Consider the following 18,459-nt stretch of genomic DNA (forward strand, 5'->3'; position numbering starts at 1 on the left):
CCATGTCCGCCGAACCGAAACTTGACGCAAGGCCTGCCCGCCGAGGCGAGGAAGGGGTCAAGGAGATGGCGGAAACCGGTTATGCGCCGTTCAACCGTACGGTGGACAAGACGAACCGCGTGCTGCGGGAGATCGAGGAGGCGCACGGCTGGACGCCTGAGCGCCGCAACCAATCCTACGCCGCTCTGCGCGTCGTGCTGCACGCGCTGCGCGACCGGCTGACCGTGGACGAGAGCGCCCAGCTCGCCGCCCAGTTGCCGTTGCTGATCCGCGGGGTCTACTACGACGGCTGGCGTCCGAGCACCGTGCCGGTCAAGGCCCATCGCAAGGAGTTCCTCGACCGTATCTCCTGCGAGCTGGCCTTCGAGCTCCAGGAAAGCGAGGAAGAACTGGTCAAGAAGGTTTTGCAGGCGCTCAGGAAGCACATCACCGATGGCGAGTGGGAGGACGTGAAGTCCACCATGCCGAAGGATCTGACCCCTATCCTGCCCTGATCGCCCACCCGAACGCCGATTGACGACACACCGGCCGGGGGTCCCGTGGGCGCCGAGGCTCATTGGGATGCTGGAGCGGTGAGGTCTGGGTACAGGGCACGCGCTGGGAAGCGCGTCATGTCGGTGCGCCGGGTGCTGACGTCACTGGGGGCCGGGGTCGTCATGGCGGCGGTTGCCTGGCGGCTGGGGGTCCCGGAGTTGTCGCCACTGGTCGGCTGGGGTGTGGCCGCGACGGTGGGCCTGGTCTGGGTGTGGCTGATCAGCTGGCCCAAGGACCACCACGACACCAAGCGGCTGGCCAAGGACGAGGGTGACGCCCGGTCCACCGACACCGGCGTTCTGATCGGCGCGGTGGCCAGCCTGGGGGCGGTCGCGCTCGCGCTGGTCCGCACCGCCAGTAACACCCCGCTGACGACGGCGCTGGTCATCCTGAGCATGGTGACGGTCATCGTGTCGTGGGGCCTGGTGAACACGGTGTTCGCCTTCAAGTACGCCAGGCTCTACTACGTGGACGAGGACGGCGGCATCGAGTTCAGGCAGGAGGATCCTCCGGCGTACAGCGACTTCGCCTACCTCGCGTTCACGATCGGCGTGACCTTCGGTGTCACCGACAACAGTGTGGTCAGCACGCATATCCGCAAGGTCGCCCTCGCTCACGCCCTGCTGTCCTACTTCTTCAGCACCGGCATCCTCGCCGTGGCCATCAACCTTGTCGTCGACCTGGGCAAGTAGCCCCTGGTCAGGGCGATCTGCCAGCCCCAGGCGGGATGCCGGCCAGCGGGGCGGTCGGCGATCAGCTGCGCTGAGCTGGGCAGATACGGCTCATGAACAACTCAGCGGACAGATCAGGTGGGCCCGGACCTTCGTCTCCGGCCGACGCCGTGGCGCACGAGGTCGCGCACAAGCCAGGGAACAGCAGGCTGCTGGCCATCCTGGTCGCTGCCGAGCACGGAATCCTCTACCTGGTGTCGTTCGCGCTGCTGGCTTTGGGCGTCGGTATTCTCGCGCTGTTGGCCCTCACGATCGTCCAAGGAGGGGCCTCTGGCGCTGAAAAGATCATCGTCATCCTGGAAGAGCTGCTCCTCGTGCTGATCGTGCTGGAGATCTTCGTGACGGTGCAGACCCACCTCGCGGGCGGTCGCCTGCAGTTGGAGCCGTTCATCATCGTCGGCATCATCGCGATCATTCGGCACCTCCTGTCGGTGGTCGTCCGGCTGACGATTTCGGTGAATCCGGCAGAGAGCCGCCAGCAGCTCACGGAGCTCGCCATCTATGCGGGGAGCGCCTTCATACTGGTCGCGGCGCTGGCGCTGGCGCGATGGTCGCACCGGCGGCCCACCCCGTCCGCCGCCGGGTGCGGCGACTCCAGCGCTTCCGCATGAGAGCTGATCGATCCTCGTCAGCCCTTCTCTCTCCGTACCTGGCTCGGCCGCTTGTCCGGGCGCAGGCCGTGCCCCGGCACGCCGGGTCCAGCGGGCCGAAGAGGGTGCCCGCCTCCGGTTGCGCGCCACCCACACCCGCCTTCGTCGTCGGCTGACAGCACGTCCGGAACCCCTGCCTCCGAGTCGGTGAACACGAACGGGCGGCGCCCGCTGAGCCCCGCCCTCCGGGTCGGAGTCGAAAACATCCACGCGCCCGGTCGCGGTGAAAGGCATGGAGAAGGCAACTGGCTGCAGTTGCTGTCGGTGACGGCGACCGCCTGCAGCACCGTGGTCCAGGCCATCCGGCAGACCCTCGCGGTGCTGGTCATCGTGCTGCTCCTGATCCTCATCATCGCGATGAACTCCGTCGCCGTCCTCATCCGCAACCGATCACAGAAGCGGTGGTGACCCGTACCCTTGACCTCCGGCGCGACAACCCTGAATCTGCCGCGGCAGGACCTCGGCGACCTCCGTGACCCGCCTTCACCCTGGCCGGCCTGCCGGTGTCCTACGGCGGCTTCGAGGCCGTGCGGCAGGTCGGCCTGCGCGTCCCACCGCGCCGGATCACCGCGCTGATCGGCCCCTCCGGCTGCGGCAAGAGCACCGTGCTGCGCTGCCTCAACCGCATGAACGACCTCATCCCCGGTGCCCGCGTCGGGGGCACCGTCCTGTACCACGGCGAGGACCTGTACACGCCGCAGGTGGACGCGATCGAGGTGCGGCGCCGGATCGGCATGGTGTTCCGGCGGCCGAACCCGTTCCCCAAGTCCGTCTACGACAACGTCGCCTACGGGCCCCGCATCACCGGCCACCGCCGGCAAGACCTCCCTGACGTGGTGGAGCAGGCCCTGCGAAGGGCCGCACTGTGGGAGGAGGTCGAGGACAAGCTCAAGCAGAACGCGCTGTCCCTGTCCGGCGGCCGGCGGCAACGCCTGTGCATCGCCCGCGCCATCGCCGTCCGGCCCGAGGCCCTCCTCATGGACGAGCCCTGCTCGGCCCTCGACCTGATCGCCACCACCCGCATCGAAGACCTCATGCAAAACCTGGCCGCGGACTACACCACCGTCATCGTCACCCACAACATGCAGCAGGCCCCTCGGGTCTCCGACCGAACGGCGTTCTTCACCGTGGAGGCGGACGAGCACGGCGAACGGCACGGCCGCCTGATCGAGTACGACCTGACCACCAAGGTCTTCGCCAACCCCGCCGACCCGCGCACCGAGGACTACATCACCGGACGGTTCGGCTGATCGGCAGCTACCGGATTTCGCCGGGAGGCCGGAGGTCTTTCGCCTCTGTGCGCGGGAAGTGGCGCGCTGGTGAGCTGAGAAAGCAGGGCAGGGCCGCTTCCCTGACGGGAGACGGCGCATACCCGACAGGGGGTGGCATCGTGCGCGAGGACAATCTGATGCGGTACGAGCCGGGAGAGCCCGAGGACGACCGGGACCTGCTCGGGCGGTACCTGACACAGATCGGCGCCACCGCGCTGCTCACCGCCGAGCAGGAGGTCGAGCTCGCCAAGCGCATCGAAGCAGGTGTGTACGCGGCCCGCCTGCTGGAGCAGGACGGGACGGCGGCGGCGCGGCGCGCGGAGCTGGAGGCGATGGCCCGCGAAGGGGCGCTCGCCAAGGACCACATGATCCGCGCCAACCTGCGCCTGGTCGTCTCGCTCGCCCGGCAGTTCCCGCAGCGGGACCTGTCGCTGCTCGACCTGATCCAGGAGGGCAACCTGGGGCTGATCCGGGCGGTGGAGAAGTTCGACTACACCAAGGGCTTCAAGTTCTCCACCTACGCGAGCTGGTGGATCCACCAGGCCATCCAGCGCGGCATCGCGCACCGCGGCAGAACGGTCCGCCTGCCCATACACGTGCTGGAACAGGTTGCCCGCTACGGGCGCGTCGAACACGAGCTGGCCGCGCGCCTGGGCCGTGACCCCACCCTCGACGAGGTGGCCGCCGAGGCGGGCTGGCCGCCGCTCAAGGCCGCCCACCTGCGCAGAATAACGAGGCGCGTGGTGAGCCTGGACACCCCGGTGGGCGAGAAGCAGGACACGATGCTGGCGGATCTGATCGAGGATCCGAACGGGATGAGCGTGGCGGACGTGGCGGAGAACCGCCGGCTGGCCGAGCAGCTGCGCTCCCTGGTGGACGCGCTGCCCCCGGACGAGGCGATGGTCATCACCCTCCGGTACGGGCTGCACGACGGGCACCCGCACGGCATCCAGAAGATCGCCGATCGGCTTGGCCTGCCGTCCCGGCGGATCCACCTGCTGGAAAGGCAGGCACTGGCCCGGCTGCGCGACCCACGACGGCACACAGTACTCGCTGAGTGGGCAGGCTGAACGAAGCCGAAGGCCCAGGCCCCGTCACGCAGTGGTCGGAGCCCGCCGCGAGATCGGCAAGGCCGCCGAGCCGGGGCTCCTGATCGGCGGTCACGTCGCCGCCTGCGGTGACGACATCTCGCTCATCATGACCCACGCCTACGGCCCGGACGCGCGGTTGGTCCGCTCCTTCGCGTGGGGCATCTTCCAGGCCACCACCCGCATCGCCGAGGATCTGGGCCTGTACGGCGCCGGGCAGGACCTGCTGTCGGACGCCTTCTCCGGCAACCTGCGGGGCATGGGGCCCGGCCGCGCCGAGGTCGAGTTCGAGGAGCGCGCTACGTCGTGCACGCCGTCACCTCCAAGAAGCTCGGTGAGCAGGTCGCGGCCAACCAGCACCCAGCGCCTGTCGCTGATCGCCGGCACGGCCCGTCCGAGCCGCGCCGGCTGCCCCTGGACGACCTCGAATACGCCACCATGGCCGCCCTCACCAAACGACTCGCCAGCCGCTGGACCCCGATGAGCACCGACCCCTGATCGCGCCGACGGCCTGAGCCGGCCGGCAGCGGTGTCCGGGCTCGCCGGCCGGGCACCGCGATGCCGTACCGGCCGGTGTCACGGCTGCGCGGGCTGCGGGTCCTGGGTGAGGCCGGGCTTGACGTCCACCATGACGTCCACGACGCCTTCGACCGCACGCACCGCACGTACCAGCGCGTCCATGCTGGCGTGCGGCGGCACCCTGCCGTGCAGGGCGACGACCCTGCTGGGCCGCACGGTGGCGACGACCTGCGCGGCGTCAGGACCCAGCTGAGCCGGGAGCACCTGCTCGCGGATCTCGGTGGTGATCGCCGTCCTGGACCGGGCGAACACCTTCAGCAGGTCGGAGCGCCGCAGCGTACCGAGCATCTGACCGGACTCCGCGTCCACCACGGGGAGTTCCCTGATGCGGTGGTCATGCATCAGCCCGGCGGCCTCACGCAGCGGGGTGTCCATGTGCACGGTCAGCGCGGGACGGGTCATGATCGCAGCCGCCGTGGATCCGGAAGGGCTCCCTGGTGCCCACTCGCGCATCAGCACATCGTCCTCCGACACCACGCCAGCCACCCGCCGGCCGGCATCCAGCACCGGCACGGCACCGGCGCCGAAGTAACGCAACGTCCAGATGACGCGGGAGACCGGCGTGTCCTCCCGGACCGCCACCGCCTCCCTGCTCATCACGTCCTTGACCTGGAGTGCCATGGTCATCACCTCCGTCACCCGCAGGCTCCCACCCGCTACCGCACCCGCCCAGGGCAGAAGGTCCGCTCTTGGAGGACCTTGGCCCCGTACGCGCCGCCGGGCCCGGATGGTGCCTCCTTGGCCGGACCGCCGGCCTGACCAACGGCATGCGAGCAGGTGACCTCCGCTTCTGCCACCGTCGGCGGGCACGCGCTGCGATGAAGGCAGGCCCCGGAAGGAGGAGCACGATGCACGTCACTGTCAACGAGGTCATGGCCCGCGAGGTGCTCTCGGTGCACGCGGACACCCCGTTCAAGGACATCGCGGAAACGCTCGTCGAACACGGCGTAAGCGCCGTCCCGGTGGTCGACGACGCCGGCCGGGTCCTCGGCGTCGTCTCCGAGGCCGACCTGCTGTGCAAGGAGGAGTTCCAGGAGCTCTACTACCAGGAGGGCTACAAGCCGCCGCTGAAGACCCGGCTGCGCCACCGCCTGTCCCCGGAGAGCGCGGGCAGGCGCCGCAAGGCCGCCGGCGACACCGCCGCCGACCTGATGACCGCCCCCGCCGTCACCGTCACCGTCCCCGCCACCGCCACCGCCACCGCCACCGCCACCGCCGCAATCGTGAAGGCCGCCCGCGCGATGGACGAGCACGGTGTCAAACGCCTCATCGTCACCACCGGCGACGGCATCCTGCGCGGCATCGTCAGCCGGCGCGACCTGCTGAAGGTCTTCGTCCGCCCCGACGCCGACATCGCCCGAACCATCCGCGAGGACGTGCTGGAACGCGCGCTCTGGGCCGAGACCCTCGGCATCAAGGTGAGGACCGAGCACGGCATCGTGACGCTCACCGGCTGGATGGACCGCCGCAGCGACGCCAGGATCGCCGCCCGGATGGCCGGCCGCGTGGACGGCGTGGTCGACGTCATCGACAAGCTCAGCTGGAAGCCTGGCTGCGCACGGCCGGCCGGGCGCCAGAGGCCACCTACGTCGTGCACGGCGAACCCGGCGCCGCCGCCGCATTGCGCGACCGGATCGGCGCCGAGCTCGGCTGGCCCGCGATCGTTCCGCGGCAGGACGAGCACGTCCTGCCGTGAGCGCTCGTGGCCGTCACGCGACCGTGACGTCCGGATCGAGGTAGACATCCTGTACGGCATGCAGCAGCGCGACCCCGTCGGCCATCGGCCGCTGGAAGGACTTGCGGCCCACGATCAGCCCCATCCCGCCTGCCCGCTTGTTGATCACCGCGGTCCGCACCGCCTGCGCCAGGTCGCCCTGCCCGCGCGAGGTCCCGCCGGAGTTGATCAGCCCGACTCGCCCCATGTAGCAGTTGGCCACCTGCCAGCGGGTTAGCTCGATCGGGTGATCGCCGGCCAGCGCGCTGTAGACCTTGTCGGAGGTCTTGCCGAACTTCAGCGCCCGGAAGCCGCCGTTGCACTGGGGCTGCTTCTGCTTGACGATGTCGGCCTCTACGGTGGCGGCCAGATGGTTGGCCTGACCCGTCAGATCAGCGCTGAGCTGGTAGTCCATCCCGTCCTTGAAGAATGCCTCGTTGCGCAGGTACGCCCACAGCACGGTGAACAGGCCCAGCTCGTGCGCCTGCTGGAAGGCTTCCCGCACCTCCCGCAGCTGCCGCATGCTCTGCCCGGAACCGAAGTAGACGGTGGCCCCCACCGCGACCGCGCCCAGGTCGAACGCCTGCTTGACCGAGGCGAACATCGTCTGGTCGTAGCGGCTGGGGTAGGTGAGCAGCTCGTTGTGGTTGATCTTGACGATGAACGGGATCCGGTGCGCGTAGCGGCGCGACACCGCTCCGAGCACCCCGAGCGTCGAGGCGATCGCGTTACAGCCACCCTCCACCGCCAGCTCGCACAGCTGCGCGGGGTCGAAGTAGGCCGGGTTCGGCGCGAACGACGCGGCGGCCGAGTGCTCGACACCCTGGTCGACCGGCAGGATCGACAGGTAGCCCGTCCCCGCCAGACGGCCGGTGCCGAAGACCTGCTGCAAGTTGCGCAGCACCGCCGGACTCCGGTCGGTGCAGGCCACCACCCGATCGACGAAGTCGGGGCCGGGCAGGTGCAGCCGGTTGCGCGCCACACCCGTCGCCCGGTGCTCCAGCAGGTATCCGGCCTCGTCTCCCAGCAGCGCTTTCAGATCCATCTCCGGCTCCTTCCACCGTGACGCCGACCGGCTCCCCCATACCCGGCACGAGGGCCGCGCCCGGCGTCCACCGACAACGCTGCTCGCCCACGGGCGGCGACGCCAGGGCCGAACGTCCCGCCATCACCGGGCGCACGGCGGAGTTCTCATGTGCCGGGACGAAAGTCCCGCTCCGCAGGAACCGTACGGCCCTGCCTGCTCGCGCGGGCGCCCCGCACGATGAAGACCGAGGAGGTCCCGATGAACAAGTCGACCAATCCGGTGATGTTGCGACTGCGCTTGTACCGCCCTGACGGCAATCCCCTGCGGCGGCCCTCCGACCGGCTGGAGTCCGTCCTCGTGCTGGCCACCCTGACCCTGGTACTGCTCAGCGTCTGGCCGGCGGTACTGGGCGGACGGCTGGTCTTCGAGACCGCCTGGCAGGACGAGCACGCCCGTTCCGGCACGCGCTACCAGGTCACCGCCACACTTCTGCAGGACGCTCCTCCTTCTCGCGTCTCCTTCACCGAGATTCCCTCCGAGCGGCCGGTGACGGCGGCGCGCTGGGCGACATCGACGGGCACGGAACGGATCGCCCAGGTGCCGGTGCCTCCTGCGGCCAAGGCGGGCTCACCTGTCACGGTGTGGCTCGACGCCTCTGGTGCACCCGCCCCACCGCCCACCGACCCCGCGGTCCCGCGGATGAGAGGGATGGCCGCGGGCCTGCTGATCATGCTGGCCGCCGCCTTCCTGGCGCTCGTCTCGTTCGTGGTCTGGCGGCGCTGGATGGATCGGGTCCGGTACAGGGAATGGGAGCTCGCCTGGGAACGGACTGACGAGCAGTGGCGCCACCGGCACCGGCCATGAGGTCCGTCGGCGCGATGGTGAAGGGCGAAGAACTATCCAGGTGTGTCCACGGCTTCTTCCGCGCGTGCCTTCAGCGCGCGGTCGAAGGCCCTGAAGTCCTCCTCCGCGTCGGCGATCTGTCTCCTCAGCACGGGCACCAGAATGCCGGTGAACGTCTCGCTGTGCGCCAGGTGGGTACCGGCCGCTGTCGCGGTCAGCTCGAGCTGGTGGGCTCCGTCGAAGAGTCCCCGCACCGCCAGATGACCGAGCCAGCGCAGCAACCGGTACGGCTCCGCGGCGAGGACCGTCGGGCGGAAGGTGATCGGCCTGCCAGAACGCGGATGAACACGAAGCGTGAGCTTGCTTCCTGCCTCTGCCCTGCCCGCTGCCTCCCGGATGAAAGGATTCCACTCGGCGTAGGCAGTGAAGTCTGTCAGGACCTCCCAGACCCGTTGAGGTGGAACGTCGATGTCAATACGGGTACAGATGTGACGCATCGTCGAGCCCTTCTCCTTGCCCGTAGACCGCTGGGTCCTGGCTGAAGCTCCGCTCGATCCGGATCATGACCAGCGGACCAGGAGCACGATCGCCAGGACCACGCTCGCGCACAGACCCGTGAACAGGACGAGGTTCTTGATCCAGGTCGTGAACCGGCGACCATACGGCCCGATAGGTAACGAACTTGCCGTGCGCTTCTCTCGCCGCCTGCCCGAAGCGGCCGAGGGCGAAGGCGGCGGCCGCCGCGATCAGTAAGGTCGCCCACGTGTTCACCGCAGATCACCAGCTTTCACTTTCCGGTGTGCTTCAGAGCTCTCTGCGGCCTGTCAGGGCGACCGCGGCGGCCAGGGCCACCATGGTGAGCGTTGCCGTGACGGCCACGGCGAGGGGCAGGCCGGTGGCCGGCTCTCCGCGCACGAGTTCCTCCATGGCACCGGCGAGCCGGGTGGGCAGCCAGAGCGCTCCGGTCAGCCCGTCCGCGACCGCCAGGGTGAGAAGCGCTGCGAGCGCGGCCCCCGCCGTGCCGGCCACACTCCGGGTCAGAGCGGCGGCCAGGGCGGTCAGCGCGACGGCGAAGGCCAGGAACAGCGCGCCGCAGGCCAGGCCGATCAGCATGCCGGCGGGCGGCGGGCCGCCGAGCAGCACCGCGGTCTCGTACCAGGCGGCGGCCGTGCCGGTGATCAGGCCAGTCACGGCGGCCCCGGTGGTGACGGCGTAGGCGGGCAGGATGATGGCGGCCATCCCGCGCACGCGGGTGCGCAGGAAGACGGCCATCTCGCGGCGGGCGTCGAAGGCCAGCGCGGAGGCCGCGGCCAGCACCACGACGAGCAGCCCGATCTGGGCGGCGTTGCCCGTGAACTGGGCGATCCCGTCGGCGGGCGTGGGCGGGGGGAATCGCACCTGAACGCCCTCGGTGCCGATGCTGCCGAGGATCTGGTCGAGGTAGCGGGCGGTGAGCGGCCCGGTGAGGCCGAAGAACAGGTACGCGCCCAGGATCGCGATCAGCCGCCGGGTGCGGACCAGGCGCAGCCATTCCAGTTGCCACAGGCTCATGACGTCAGCTCCAGGAACACGTCTTCGAGGTCGGCGGCCTGCGGATACAGGCTGATCACGCGGGCCTCGCAGGCCGCGAGGGCACCGGGCAGCAGCCCTTCGGCCGCCGCCAGGGAGTGCACGGACACGCGCAGCCGCTGGTCGTCCAGGACGTCCACGCCGGCCACCCACTCCTCGGCACGCAGCCGGTCGGCCACGCGGCCGACCGGCGAGCGCAACCGCACCAGATAGGCGGGCACGGCCCGGCCGACCAGCAGGTCGTGCAGCCCGCCCTGGAACAGCAACCGGCCCTCGCGCAGGATGCCCACCGTGTCGCACACCTCCTGCACGTCCGCCAGGATGTGGCTGGACAGCACCACCGTGGCCTTGCCGCGCAAGCTCGCGATCAGGTCGAGCACCTCCCGCCGCCCCGCAGGATCCAGCGCGGAGGCGGGCTCGTCGAGCAGCAGCAGCTCCGGCTCGCCCACGACAGTAGCGGCCAGGCCGAGCCGCTGCAGCATGCCGCGCGAGTAGCCGCCGACCCGCCGGTCGGCCGCACCGGTCAGCTCCGCGTCGGCGAGCACCCGATCCACGCGTGCGGCCGGCAGGCCGGGAGCGACCAGCCGCCGCGCCAGGGCGACCACCTCGCGTCCGGTCAGCCATGGCTCGAACTGCGGTGTGTCGGGCAGCAGCGCAATCCGGCCGCGGGGTGGTGCGAGGCGTACCTCGCCGCTGGTCGGCCGGCGCAGCCCGGCCAGGATGGCCAGCAATGTGGTCTTGCCCGCGCCATTGGGACCGACCAGCCCGTAGACCGTTCCCTCGGGAACGGCGAGGTCCACGCCGGCCAGCGCCGGATGGGCGCCGTAGTGTTTCTCCAGCCCCTGCGTCTCGGCGATCATCGCGGCTGCCTGCCGATCAGCAGGTAGACGATGCCGCCGAACGGCACCGACGCCACGCAGACGAGAACCCACGCCCATTTCGGCAGGAAACGCACCTTCGATCGGGCCAGGTCCACCAGGCAGTACCCGACGAACAAGCCAGCCACGACGATCAGCGGGATGACCGCGGCAACGGGGATCGTATCGGCGCTCATGTTCCGGCTCCCTTCCAGCCGGTCACCTCGCGTGGCCGTACCATGGCGACCGGGCGGGCCAGGTGGTCACGCGCTTCTTCTGCTCTTCCCTCCAGCCTCGCGCCGGCTCAGCCCGCGCGCCCGGGCATGAGGTCCTCATCGGCAACCCATTGGTCCTCGGTTCTGATGCTTTTCGACCTGTCCGGCAGGGCGTCCATGCCCGATGACGCCCATCAGGGGACAAAGGAATCCTGCATGGCAGGCTCACCAGCACTGGCGGGCCTCCGCACGAGGGACACGGCGTAGCCGCTGCGCGTGTCGCGTACCTTGCCGGGCCGGAACACCACGCCGCGCTCGTACTGTCGCACGATGGCGATACCGAGATTGGGCACGACCATCGCCTCCTTCGTTCGACTCCCTCTCACCGTCGCCCCCGTTTTCCGGTCACGGACCAGAGGCGAACGTCCCACCTCAGGCCGAGGCCGGGCCGATCGGCGGGCAAGCCGCGACCTTCGCCCCTGACCCCGGCCTCCACCCGGCGGTTGAGTGAGAAGAAAGGACATGTTCACCGGCACCCCTGACGGTGCCCTCGGAGGCAATCATGTACCGGATCGTCACGGCGTTGATGTCCGGTGCCGCGGCCTGCCTACTGGCCACGAGCACGGCCCTCGCCGCAACCCCGACGCCGAGCCCGACGTCACCCGCCAGTCCCACACCCACCACCAGCCAGCCCACCACCGAACCGCCGACGGACGAGCCGACCACCGAGCCACCCACGGACGAACCGACCGACGAGCCCACGACGCCCGCGCCCACGGCGGCGATCACGGTGTCACCGAAGGTCATCTCCGCCCGGGGCGACTGGGTCAAGATCACCGTCACCCTGCCGGGCGGCACCGACGCCGCCGTCGTTCACTCGCGCGCCTTCGGCCGCCACCCGCTGGAAGGCAAGACCACGCTGACCGTACGCACCTACGCCGGTCTGCCCGCAGGCGCCTACCAGGTGTCGCTGTTCGGCAACGGCACCGACCTCGACGCCCGGACCTGGCTGCGGGTCGGCTACCCCAAGCCGATCGGCCCCGCCAAGACCGGCGACGGCGCCACCCAGCCCGACCCCGCGCCCTACGCCCTCGGCCTCGGCCTGATCGCGGCGGGCGGCCTCGCCGCCACCGCCGCGGTCCTGCGCCGCCGGGACGATGTCTGAGCGCCGGCCCCGGCGGCGGCGCGCCGCCCCGCCCGCCGCCGCGCGGCGGCGGCGGCCTGGGCCGCCGTGCGCCTCGTACTCATCGCCGCCGGGGCGTTCCTGCTCCTGTCGATCCGGCAGGAGCCGGGACCGCCGCCGGGAGCACAGCAGACCTCGGCCACCACCAGCGCACCCGCGGACACCGGCGCGGCTTCGCCACTGCCCCGCTCGGCGCCCACCCGGCTGCTCATCCCCTCCATCGGCGTGGACGCGCCGGTCACGGGCATGGGGCTGAACGCCGACGGCACCGCAGGCGAGCCGCCGCTCAGCAAACCGTACCTGGTCAGCTGGTACGCCGACGGCGCCGCCCCGGGCGAGATCGGCGTCGCCGCCTTCTACGGGCACGTCGACTCCCAGGCCAGCGGCCCCGCCGTCTTTTACCGGGTCGCCCAACTCCGGCCGGGCGCGCTCGTGCAGGTGCCGCGCGAGGACGGCTGGACAGCCACGTTCCGTGTCTACACCGTCAAGCGTTTCCCCAAGAGTGACTTTCCCACCGATCACGTCTACGGCGACACCGACCAGCCGGAAATCAGGCTGATCACCTGCGGCGGCTCGTTCGACCGCACCGCGGGCTCCTACCGCGACAACATCGTCGCCTTCGGCGCCCTCGTGCAGAACCCGGCCTGATCACGCCTTGCCGGGCGGGCCTGTCCGCCCGGGCAGAGCCCACGAGGTACCGCAGGCGAGAGGAGTGCCCGATGACCGGGTCACGCGACGAAGCGCTCGCTCGGCTCGTCCGCCAAGGGGTGATCTCCGCCAAGCAGGCGATGGCCGTGAGCGAGGCGCTCCAGCACGGCCCGCCACCCGCCCGGGCGCGGTGGGCGGAAGTGGCCGGATACGTCGGCGGCGGCCTGCTCCTGGGTGGCGCACTCTCCCTGGCGGCCACGTCATGGGCGCAGCTGTCGAGGATCGCGCACGTGGTGATCCTGCTGGCGGTCACGGCCGCGCTGCTCGCCGCCGGGATGGCCCTCGTCGGCGCCCGGCCGCGGGAGCGCGGGACCACCGCGCGGAGCCGCTCAGGCTCGGTGTCGATGACACTGGCCTCGGCCACGGCCGCGCTTGCCACCGCGGAGATCGCCGCCGGCCACACCCCGGCGGTCGCGGGCGCCGTGGGCCTGCTGGTGACCGCTCTCTGCTACGCCCTGACCCGCGCCGCACCCCTCGTACCGGCGTGCGCGTTCTTCGCCGCGTTGACCACCGGCTCGCTCGCTAGCGAGCTCACCGGCGGCTTCGTCCTGTCCGCAGGGCTGTCGCTCGTCGGGCTGGGGGTGGCGTGGACGGCGCTGGTGCTGACCGGCGTGATCGAGCAACGGGCGCTCGGCCTGGGGCTCGGCGCGGCCATCGCCCTGTTCGGCGGCCAGCAGGGCGTCGGCTACGAGCCCACAATGGTCTGGGCGTACATGATGACGGCCGCCGTGGCCGTGGCCTGCCTGCTGCTGTACCGGCGGGAACGGATCTGGGTGCTGCTCGCGGCCGGCGTCGGCGGGTGCACGCTCGCCATACTCGAGGCGATCTGGCACTGGACCGGCGGCGCGGTCGGTGGCTCGGCCATCGTGATGATCGCCGGTGGCGTCCTCGTGGCCGCCTCCGTGCTGGGCATCCGATGGCACCACACGGCACACCCCACACACGCGAAAGGTCGCGAGGACCCTGCACCGCGACCATGAGCAGGGCCGTCGGGCAGCACCGGCCCACTCTCCTCAAGCCCGCCGGCCGGCGCGAGCCCGTGCAGCGCGCAGATCCCGTCCTCTGGTCGCCGGTCTTCGGCGTAACGGGGACCATCGGCCCTCACCCACGGGACCTTGGCCCCCGTTCAGCAGCCGGTCGGCCACCGATGCTGGCAAGAAGGCGCACACCCGGCACCTGGCGGAACACGACTGACGAAGGCGATGAGGAAGATGCGGCTCAGCTGGCAGGAACATCTCAGGCTGCTTCGGATCGAGGGACGGCTCACCCGCGACGACCCGGCTTTCGTCGCCCGGGTCAGGACGCTCAGCACGCTCGCGCCCGAACCGCCCGCCACCATGGTGCCCCCGCCCATCGACCGCCTGCTGACCTGGTTCGACCGGCATATCGCGGCTACCGCGCTCGTGGCCGTGATGATCCTCCTCGTCCTCCTCATCCTCTGAAGGCCGATCGCGGACACCCGGCCGTACGGGGTGCCTCTCGCCCTCCTCCGGCTCCCCATCGCGACGCCGTCGACCGCGAGCCCGGTGCCGCGATCACCAAGCTGCTACGGACGGCCGCCCGGCCCGCCTCCGCGCGATCACCCGGCCACGGGGTCGGTGCGGCGTGGTGCCCAGTGACGCCCAGAACGCGCAGCTGCTCGCCTTGGCCGGTCCAGATGGCCGCACGCGGCCAGCGGCGTGGCGAAGTCGGTCGGCAGGGTCACGATCGCGATCCGCAGGTCAGCCGGCGTAGGGGTTGTGCTCCTGGTAGGCCCCCAGCAGCGTCCCGACCGGCAGTGCCCGCAGGCGGGCGGCGTCGGCGCAGCCCACCGCCTGCCCGAAGGCGGCGCCGTTCGTCCCGGCCTCGGTCTCGGTCCTGGTGGGCCAGGTGCAACTGTAGCTCTGCGCGATGGCGCGGTGGAACAGCCCTACCGCCGTGGGTGAGGCCAGATCGGCGCACGGTATCTGCGGCACCGGCGGATTCGCCGAACAGGGTCACGTTGCCGGGTCGCCGCCGAACGCCGCGATGTTACGGCGTACCCAGCGCGGCGCCGCCTGCTGGTCGAGCAGCTCGTAATTACCGCTCTGACAGCGCTCGCCGGCCTCCGGCGCGGGATGGGCCGGCCAGCCCAGCACACCCAGCCGATAGTTGACCGTGACGACCACGACGCCGCCCTTCACCGCCGGCCTGGCGCCGTCATACTGCGCGCTGTCGCCGTTGAGGTTCGCCGCCGTGCACCCACACCATGACCGGCAGGCGTTCGCCGCGTCGTGGAGCGGTGACGGTGAGATAGAGGCAGTCCTCGCCGTAGGCGGTCTCGCCGCCGCCGAACAAGGGTTTGCGCGCACTGGCCGGCGAACGCCGTGGCGTCGCGCACGCCCTGCCACGGCCTGGCCGGTCGCGGCGCCCTCCAGCGCAGTTCACCGACGGGCGGCTCGGCGTACGGGATGCCTCTGAACGAATGAACCGCCGATACCGGCGTCATCACGACATGGCCTTCGTCATCACCGCGCTGAGCAGGGACGACCGGCACAAGTCCTGCGCCGCCGATACCCCCGCCGTCTCTACTGGCTGTCAGGCTGACGCCCCTGCCGGGAGCGGCACGTGGTCTGGCGCGAGGTTCACAACGAGGGGCTTGGTCCGGCTCCGGTCAAGAGCCGGCAGGAGGGTCTCCGTTCCGGGCCAGAGACAGGTGCCAGGTGAAGGTGGTGTTGTCTGGCCTTGTGGTGATGTCGAACGTGGCGGTGGCTCGTTCCGCGTCGGTGCGTAGCTGGGTCAGGTCCCGGCTGGGCCAGTCGGCGTCGGTCGCTCCCGCGTCCGTCCGGGGTGCTGTCACGGTGATGGCCAGGTCCTGGTCGGCGGACAGGCTAATGGCGGTGGGGGCGGCGGATCGGCTGATGATCTCCAATGCCCGGCTCAGCATGGTGACGAGCGCGGCGCTTCCACCGGCGGGCACGGCGGCATCGATCGGGCCGGTGCAAGTGAATCGCGGTGGAGGTGACAGGTGCCGGCCCAGGCTCTGGATCTGCTCGGCCAGTGTCGGGCCGGCGGCTGCGCGCAGATCGAAAACGGTCCGGCCCAGCAGACGTACCGCCTCGTCAAGTTCGTCCAGGCCCTCCAGGAGGCGGTGGCGTGAAGGGCCTTCGGGCAGCACGGACGCCGCGCTCTGCAGGGACAGGCCGGCGGCGAAGACACGTTGAATGACGTCGTCGGCCAAGCCGGTGGCGATCCGTTCCCGGTCTGCCGCGATCGTGACCTGGTGAAGCTGATCCTGCAGGCGCAGAGCTTGTTCCTGCGAGCGGCGGATGCGCTCGCGCAGGCCGTGGGCCGCCACGGCGAGCAGCGCACTCAGCGCTCCCCACAGCACCTCCCGGCGTACGGTCACCGATGCCGGCGCCAGCTGATAGAGCGAGATGACGAGTTCGGCCACGACGATCGCGGCCACCACGCAGGCCGACTCCCACCGGCGGTGGAACAGCATCGACCACACCAGCGGCATCAGCAGCACGATGCCGACCCCTGAGCTAGGCCCAGCCGCCAGGATCAGCATCGTGATCGACCCGGTGCAGGCGAGCGGCACCATCACCGGCAGCCACGAGGGCAGCCGGGCCCACGGCAACCCGAACGCCCCCGCTGTCACCGCCAGCAATGCCAAGCTCGCCCACACCTGCGGCCAGGACTGTACACCGCCCTGCGGGAACACGACCGTCGCCACGGCCACGACCGCAACCAGCGCGAACGGAGCCGCTCTGGCCCCGAGCCCGGAACGGTCGAAGGGCGACTGGGACGCCTCGGCCAGGACGTACGGCATGGGGTGCGGTGCTCGTGGCTCGGAGAGGGAATCCATCCACTGGTTCCTTCACTCAACGGGCCCGATCAAGCGGACCAGGGCCGCCCGGCGCTGCCCGACAACGGCGATTCTCGCCCGGCATGATCGCCCCGTCCAGCCCCAGAACTCGTCCCGGAGGTCGTGCGAACGGGTGACCGTGGCGATCTTCACCCTGATCGGGTTGTTCCTGCTGCTGAACGACCGCGTCCCCGCGACCGCGCCAGAGGTTCACGTGCAATCGATGATCGGCGCCGTATGCCTGACCGCTCTCACGCGCGCTGGACGATCTGGCTCGCGATCTTGCCGTCGACGGCGAGCGCGACATCGCACGATTCGTCGACGCAGCCGTGCCGAACTGGTCCGGGTCACCTCGGATCGAGACGGGGTTGACGTGGCCCATGGCGATGGCGGTGTGGGAGGTGGAGTGCCGGGCTCTGGCGGCGCGTACTGGCCCGGCACCACGAGCGCCAGCGCCGACACCTTGCGCGAATGACGCAGGGCGAGTTGCACGGCCGACGGCGCGCCTGCCGAGACGCCCATGACGGCCGCGCTGGAGATCTCCAGCGCGTCGAGGGCAGCGGCGAGCGCGTCAGCCTGCGCGGCCGGTGACGCGTCCGCGGGCAGTGGCGTACGCAGGTAGCCGAAGCGGGAGATCGCAATCAGGCGGAGTCCCTCCCCCGGCGAAAGCGCGCGCGACCGACAGCCCTTGGTCGAAGCCGCCGCCGATGCCGTGCACGACGAGCACGGGAGGCCCCGCTCCCTCCTCCGCCATCTCGATCCGCCCGCACGCGGTCGCCGGCACGCGGCTGCGCGCCTCAAGGCTCTCCCGCGCGGCCCGCAGTTCCTCCCGAAACTGCCGGTAGCCGACAACGGTCAATTCGGTCATTCCCAGCGGAACAGCCGGTTCGCGAGTATCCCGGCCACCAGCAGCCACCCGGCCAGGACCGCCAGCTGCAGAGGCTGCGGCGCGGTTCCGGACCAGGTGGCGCGCAGCGCCTGGCTGAAGGCGCCCGTGGGGGTGAGATCGCTGAACCGCTGCAGCCCGGCGGGCATGGTCTCGTACGGGACCCACATGCCGCCGAAGAACAGCAGCGGGAACATCACCAGCGTGCCCATCCCGGGAGCGGCCTTGGCACTGGGCGTCAGCACCGCGAGCAGCAGGCCCAGGGCGAGGAGTGCGGCCGTGCCCAGCAGCAGGACCAGGACGAACCAGGCGAAGCTCATGGGGACGGCGATGCCGACCACCACCCGGCCCAGGACGATCATGAGCGCGGTGGCGGCCAGGACCAGCACGAGGTAGAGGACGAGTTGCACGGCGAGCAGCCGCGCGGGCGGCGCGGGGGTGGTGGACATGCGGCGCAGCACCCCGCTGTCGCGGTAGGTGGTCAGCACGACCGGCAGGATGGTCAGCGCGGTGAGCGCCGCCGACAGCAACGTCATCGTGGCCGGCAGCTGGGTGTCCAGCCAGCGCTGCCCGCCCAGTTCGGGCATCGGCTGCCGCAGTCCGGGGATGCCCAGGCCGAGGACGAGCACCAGGGCCAGCGGCAGTAGCAGCGGGAAGATGACCGCGGCGGGATCGCGCAGCAGCAGCTTGGTCTCCGTCGCCGCCATGACCGCCAGCGGGGACCGGTGGCGGGGTGGCACGGCGGAGGAAGTGGTCGTCATCGCGTTTCTCCCCT

General features: G+C 70.8%; 27 protein-coding genes and 2 pseudogenes. 14 read left to right on the forward strand and 15 right to left on the reverse strand.

All coding sequences use genetic code 11. From position 1 onward, the window contains the following. The first annotated feature begins 2 nt into the window (after nucleotides 1-2). The 7 genes from ABFX54_RS29495 to ABFX54_RS29525 all read left to right on the forward strand — a co-directional run bounded on the left by ABFX54_RS29495 (nucleotide 3) and on the right by ABFX54_RS29525 (nucleotide 4,758). Entirely contained in the window at nucleotides 3-494 is a 492-nt protein-coding gene (locus tag ABFX54_RS29495) for a DUF2267 domain-containing protein (RefSeq protein WP_346109822.1), read from the forward strand. A 117-nt stretch (nucleotides 495-611) separates the two neighbouring features. Beyond that, the gene (locus ABFX54_RS29500) at nucleotides 612-1,226 is read left to right on the forward strand and encodes a DUF1345 domain-containing protein (protein ID WP_346109823.1); all 615 of its coding nucleotides are present in this window, start codon (nucleotides 612-614) and stop codon (nucleotides 1,224-1,226) included. Nucleotides 1,227-1,375: 149 nt separating this feature from the next. Continuing rightward, the gene (locus ABFX54_RS29505; RefSeq protein ID WP_346109824.1) at nucleotides 1,376-1,876 is read left to right on the forward strand and encodes a phosphate-starvation-inducible PsiE family protein; all 501 of its coding nucleotides are present in this window, start codon (nucleotides 1,376-1,378) and stop codon (nucleotides 1,874-1,876) included. A 303-nt stretch (nucleotides 1,877-2,179) separates the two neighbouring features. Then, nucleotides 2,180-2,323, forward strand: a complete 144-nt coding sequence (locus ABFX54_RS29510) for a hypothetical protein (RefSeq protein ID WP_346109825.1) — start codon at nucleotides 2,180-2,182, stop codon at nucleotides 2,321-2,323. An 80-nt stretch (nucleotides 2,324-2,403) separates the two neighbouring features. Next, complete coding sequence (gene pstB, locus ABFX54_RS29515) at nucleotides 2,404-3,165, forward strand: phosphate ABC transporter ATP-binding protein PstB (protein WP_428834586.1); 762 nt, start codon at nucleotides 2,404-2,406, stop codon at nucleotides 3,163-3,165. A 140-nt stretch (nucleotides 3,166-3,305) separates the two neighbouring features. Continuing rightward, nucleotides 3,306-4,256, forward strand: coding sequence for a sigma-70 family RNA polymerase sigma factor (locus ABFX54_RS29520; RefSeq protein WP_346109827.1), 951 nt, complete (start codon nucleotides 3,306-3,308; stop codon nucleotides 4,254-4,256). A gap of 31 nt (nucleotides 4,257-4,287) precedes the next feature. Further along, nucleotides 4,288-4,758: a fructose 1,6-bisphosphatase gene (locus tag ABFX54_RS29525; RefSeq protein WP_346109828.1), complete on the forward strand. Its 471-nt coding sequence runs from the start codon at nucleotides 4,288-4,290 to the stop codon at nucleotides 4,756-4,758. 92 nt (nucleotides 4,759-4,850) lie between these two features. On the opposite strand, the gene ABFX54_RS29530 is transcribed toward ABFX54_RS29525, so the two are convergent. Beyond that, nucleotides 4,851-5,492, reverse strand: a complete 642-nt coding sequence (locus ABFX54_RS29530; protein WP_346109829.1) for a CBS domain-containing protein — start codon at nucleotides 5,490-5,492, stop codon at nucleotides 4,851-4,853. Nucleotides 5,493-5,725: 233 nt separating this feature from the next. Between ABFX54_RS29530 and ABFX54_RS29535 the strand changes: the two are divergent. Both ABFX54_RS29535 and ABFX54_RS57090 read left to right on the forward strand, forming a co-directional pair. Then, nucleotides 5,726-6,343, forward strand: a pseudogene (locus ABFX54_RS29535) (CBS domain-containing protein); the annotation flags it as partial. Nucleotides 6,344-6,444: 101 nt separating this feature from the next. Next, nucleotides 6,445-6,549 (forward strand): hypothetical protein, encoded by a 105-nt coding sequence (locus ABFX54_RS57090; RefSeq protein ID WP_428834587.1) that lies wholly within the window; start codon nucleotides 6,445-6,447, stop codon nucleotides 6,547-6,549. A 13-nt stretch (nucleotides 6,550-6,562) separates the two neighbouring features. Here the strand turns inward: ABFX54_RS57090 and ABFX54_RS29540 are convergent, their stop codons facing one another. After that, the gene (locus ABFX54_RS29540) at nucleotides 6,563-7,612 is read right to left on the reverse strand and encodes a class I fructose-bisphosphate aldolase (protein ID WP_346109830.1); all 1,050 of its coding nucleotides are present in this window, start codon (nucleotides 7,610-7,612) and stop codon (nucleotides 6,563-6,565) included. 240 nt (nucleotides 7,613-7,852) lie between these two features. Between ABFX54_RS29540 and ABFX54_RS29545 the strand changes: the two genes are divergently transcribed. Then, nucleotides 7,853-8,458 carry an Rv1733c family protein gene (locus ABFX54_RS29545; protein WP_346109831.1) on the forward strand — a complete coding sequence of 202 codons (606 nt, stop codon included), beginning with the start codon at nucleotides 7,853-7,855 and terminating at the stop codon, nucleotides 8,456-8,458. 32 nt (nucleotides 8,459-8,490) lie between these two features. Here ABFX54_RS29545 and ABFX54_RS29550 read toward each other — a convergent pair whose 3' ends face one another. From ABFX54_RS29550 to ABFX54_RS29575, 6 genes are all read right to left on the reverse strand, one after another. Next, nucleotides 8,491-8,934 carry an SRPBCC family protein gene (locus ABFX54_RS29550; protein ID WP_346109832.1) on the reverse strand — a complete coding sequence of 148 codons (444 nt, stop codon included), beginning with the start codon at nucleotides 8,932-8,934 and terminating at the stop codon, nucleotides 8,491-8,493. Next, complete coding sequence (locus tag ABFX54_RS29555) at nucleotides 8,909-9,208, reverse strand: hypothetical protein (RefSeq protein WP_346109833.1); 300 nt, start codon at nucleotides 9,206-9,208, stop codon at nucleotides 8,909-8,911. The genes ABFX54_RS29550 and ABFX54_RS29555 overlap by 26 nt, the downstream gene beginning before the upstream one ends. A 33-nt stretch (nucleotides 9,209-9,241) precedes the next feature. Then, complete coding sequence (locus ABFX54_RS29560; protein ID WP_346109834.1) at nucleotides 9,242-9,988, reverse strand: hypothetical protein; 747 nt, start codon at nucleotides 9,986-9,988, stop codon at nucleotides 9,242-9,244. Beyond that, nucleotides 9,985-10,866, reverse strand: coding sequence for an ABC transporter ATP-binding protein (locus tag ABFX54_RS29565; RefSeq protein ID WP_346109835.1), 882 nt, complete (start codon nucleotides 10,864-10,866; stop codon nucleotides 9,985-9,987). The genes ABFX54_RS29560 and ABFX54_RS29565 overlap by 4 nt, the downstream gene beginning before the upstream one ends. Further along, nucleotides 10,863-11,060, reverse strand: coding sequence for a PLD nuclease N-terminal domain-containing protein (locus tag ABFX54_RS29570; RefSeq protein ID WP_346109836.1), 198 nt, complete (start codon nucleotides 11,058-11,060; stop codon nucleotides 10,863-10,865). The genes ABFX54_RS29565 and ABFX54_RS29570 overlap by 4 nt, the downstream gene beginning before the upstream one ends. A 212-nt stretch (nucleotides 11,061-11,272) precedes the next feature. Further along, the gene (locus ABFX54_RS29575) at nucleotides 11,273-11,437 is read right to left on the reverse strand and encodes a hypothetical protein (protein WP_346109837.1); all 165 of its coding nucleotides are present in this window, start codon (nucleotides 11,435-11,437) and stop codon (nucleotides 11,273-11,275) included. A gap of 203 nt (nucleotides 11,438-11,640) precedes the next feature. Between ABFX54_RS29575 and ABFX54_RS29580 the strand changes: the two genes are divergently transcribed. The 4 genes from ABFX54_RS29580 (at nucleotide 11,641) to ABFX54_RS29595 (ending at nucleotide 14,411) form a co-directional block, all read left to right on the forward strand. Next, the gene (locus ABFX54_RS29580) at nucleotides 11,641-12,243 is read left to right on the forward strand and encodes a hypothetical protein (protein WP_346109838.1); all 603 of its coding nucleotides are present in this window, start codon (nucleotides 11,641-11,643) and stop codon (nucleotides 12,241-12,243) included. 66 nt (nucleotides 12,244-12,309) lie between these two features. Then, complete coding sequence (locus tag ABFX54_RS29585) at nucleotides 12,310-12,909, forward strand: class F sortase (RefSeq protein WP_346109839.1); 600 nt, start codon at nucleotides 12,310-12,312, stop codon at nucleotides 12,907-12,909. Between the two features lie 71 nt (nucleotides 12,910-12,980). Further along, a complete protein-coding gene (locus ABFX54_RS29590) occupies nucleotides 12,981-13,949 on the forward strand; it encodes a DUF2157 domain-containing protein (RefSeq protein WP_346109840.1) in 969 nt (322 codons plus the stop codon). Between the two features lie 222 nt (nucleotides 13,950-14,171). Continuing rightward, entirely contained in the window at nucleotides 14,172-14,411 is a 240-nt protein-coding gene (locus ABFX54_RS29595) for a hypothetical protein (RefSeq protein WP_346109841.1), read from the forward strand. Nucleotides 14,412-14,690: 279 nt separating this feature from the next. Here the strand turns inward: ABFX54_RS29595 and ABFX54_RS29600 are convergent, their stop codons facing one another. The 7 genes and pseudogenes from ABFX54_RS29600 to ABFX54_RS29625 form a co-directional block, all read right to left on the reverse strand. Further along, nucleotides 14,691-14,924 carry a hypothetical protein gene (locus ABFX54_RS29600; RefSeq protein WP_346109842.1) on the reverse strand — a complete coding sequence of 78 codons (234 nt, stop codon included), beginning with the start codon at nucleotides 14,922-14,924 and terminating at the stop codon, nucleotides 14,691-14,693. Between the two features lie 21 nt (nucleotides 14,925-14,945). Next, nucleotides 14,946-15,242, reverse strand: coding sequence for a carboxylesterase family protein (locus tag ABFX54_RS29605; protein ID WP_428834588.1), 297 nt, complete (start codon nucleotides 15,240-15,242; stop codon nucleotides 14,946-14,948). Then, nucleotides 15,148-15,484: pseudogene (locus ABFX54_RS57095) on the reverse strand (carboxylesterase family protein). The gene ABFX54_RS29605 and the pseudogene ABFX54_RS57095 overlap by 95 nt, the downstream one beginning before the upstream one ends. A gap of 117 nt (nucleotides 15,485-15,601) precedes the next feature. Beyond that, nucleotides 15,602-16,798, reverse strand: coding sequence for a sensor histidine kinase (locus ABFX54_RS29610; RefSeq protein ID WP_346109844.1), 1,197 nt, complete (start codon nucleotides 16,796-16,798; stop codon nucleotides 15,602-15,604). A 210-nt stretch (nucleotides 16,799-17,008) separates the two neighbouring features. After that, the gene (locus ABFX54_RS57100; protein WP_428834589.1) at nucleotides 17,009-17,443 is read right to left on the reverse strand and encodes an alpha/beta fold hydrolase; all 435 of its coding nucleotides are present in this window, start codon (nucleotides 17,441-17,443) and stop codon (nucleotides 17,009-17,011) included. Beyond that, the gene (locus ABFX54_RS29620) at nucleotides 17,370-17,666 is read right to left on the reverse strand and encodes a hypothetical protein (RefSeq protein WP_346109846.1); all 297 of its coding nucleotides are present in this window, start codon (nucleotides 17,664-17,666) and stop codon (nucleotides 17,370-17,372) included. Before ABFX54_RS29620 ends, ABFX54_RS57100 begins: the two co-directional genes overlap by 74 nt. Continuing rightward, complete coding sequence (locus tag ABFX54_RS29625) at nucleotides 17,663-18,445, reverse strand: ABC transporter permease (protein ID WP_346109847.1); 783 nt, start codon at nucleotides 18,443-18,445, stop codon at nucleotides 17,663-17,665. The genes ABFX54_RS29620 and ABFX54_RS29625 overlap by 4 nt, the downstream gene beginning before the upstream one ends. Between the last annotated feature and the right edge of the window lie 14 nt (nucleotides 18,446-18,459).

Origin of the sequence: Nonomuraea maheshkhaliensis (assembly GCF_039529435.1) — a bacterium.
GTDB lineage: Bacteria > Actinomycetota > Actinomycetes > Streptosporangiales > Streptosporangiaceae > Nonomuraea > Nonomuraea maheshkhaliensis.

Coding starts and splice junctions, on each gene's coding strand:
- ABFX54_RS29570 (WP_346109836.1), bottom strand. CDS start 11,060: ATGAGCGCCGATACGATCCCCGTTGCCGCGGTCATCCCGCTGATCGTC.
- ABFX54_RS29590 (WP_346109840.1), top strand. CDS start 12,981: ATGACCGGGTCACGCGACGAAGCGCTCGCTCGGCTCGTCCGCCAAGGG.
- ABFX54_RS29500 (WP_346109823.1), top strand. CDS start 612: ATGTCGGTGCGCCGGGTGCTGACGTCACTGGGGGCCGGGGTCGTCATG.
- ABFX54_RS29575 (WP_346109837.1), bottom strand. CDS start 11,437: ATGGTCGTGCCCAATCTCGGTATCGCCATCGTGCGACAGTACGAGCGC.
- ABFX54_RS29540 (WP_346109830.1), bottom strand. CDS start 7,612: ATGGATCTGAAAGCGCTGCTGGGAGACGAGGCCGGATACCTGCTGGAG.
- ABFX54_RS29610 (WP_346109844.1), bottom strand. CDS start 16,798: ATGGATTCCCTCTCCGAGCCACGAGCACCGCACCCCATGCCGTACGTC.
- ABFX54_RS29495 (WP_346109822.1), top strand. CDS start 3: ATGTCCGCCGAACCGAAACTTGACGCAAGGCCTGCCCGCCGAGGCGAG.
- ABFX54_RS29620 (WP_346109846.1), bottom strand. CDS start 17,666: ATGACCGAATTGACCGTTGTCGGCTACCGGCAGTTTCGGGAGGAACTG.
- ABFX54_RS29550 (WP_346109832.1), bottom strand. CDS start 8,934: ATGCGTCACATCTGTACCCGTATTGACATCGACGTTCCACCTCAACGG.
- ABFX54_RS29625 (WP_346109847.1), bottom strand. CDS start 18,445: ATGACGACCACTTCCTCCGCCGTGCCACCCCGCCACCGGTCCCCGCTG.
- ABFX54_RS29560 (WP_346109834.1), bottom strand. CDS start 9,988: ATGAGCCTGTGGCAACTGGAATGGCTGCGCCTGGTCCGCACCCGGCGG.
- ABFX54_RS29595 (WP_346109841.1), top strand. CDS start 14,172: ATGAGGAAGATGCGGCTCAGCTGGCAGGAACATCTCAGGCTGCTTCGG.
- ABFX54_RS29580 (WP_346109838.1), top strand. CDS start 11,641: ATGTACCGGATCGTCACGGCGTTGATGTCCGGTGCCGCGGCCTGCCTA.
- ABFX54_RS29545 (WP_346109831.1), top strand. CDS start 7,853: ATGAACAAGTCGACCAATCCGGTGATGTTGCGACTGCGCTTGTACCGC.
- ABFX54_RS29565 (WP_346109835.1), bottom strand. CDS start 10,866: ATGATCGCCGAGACGCAGGGGCTGGAGAAACACTACGGCGCCCATCCG.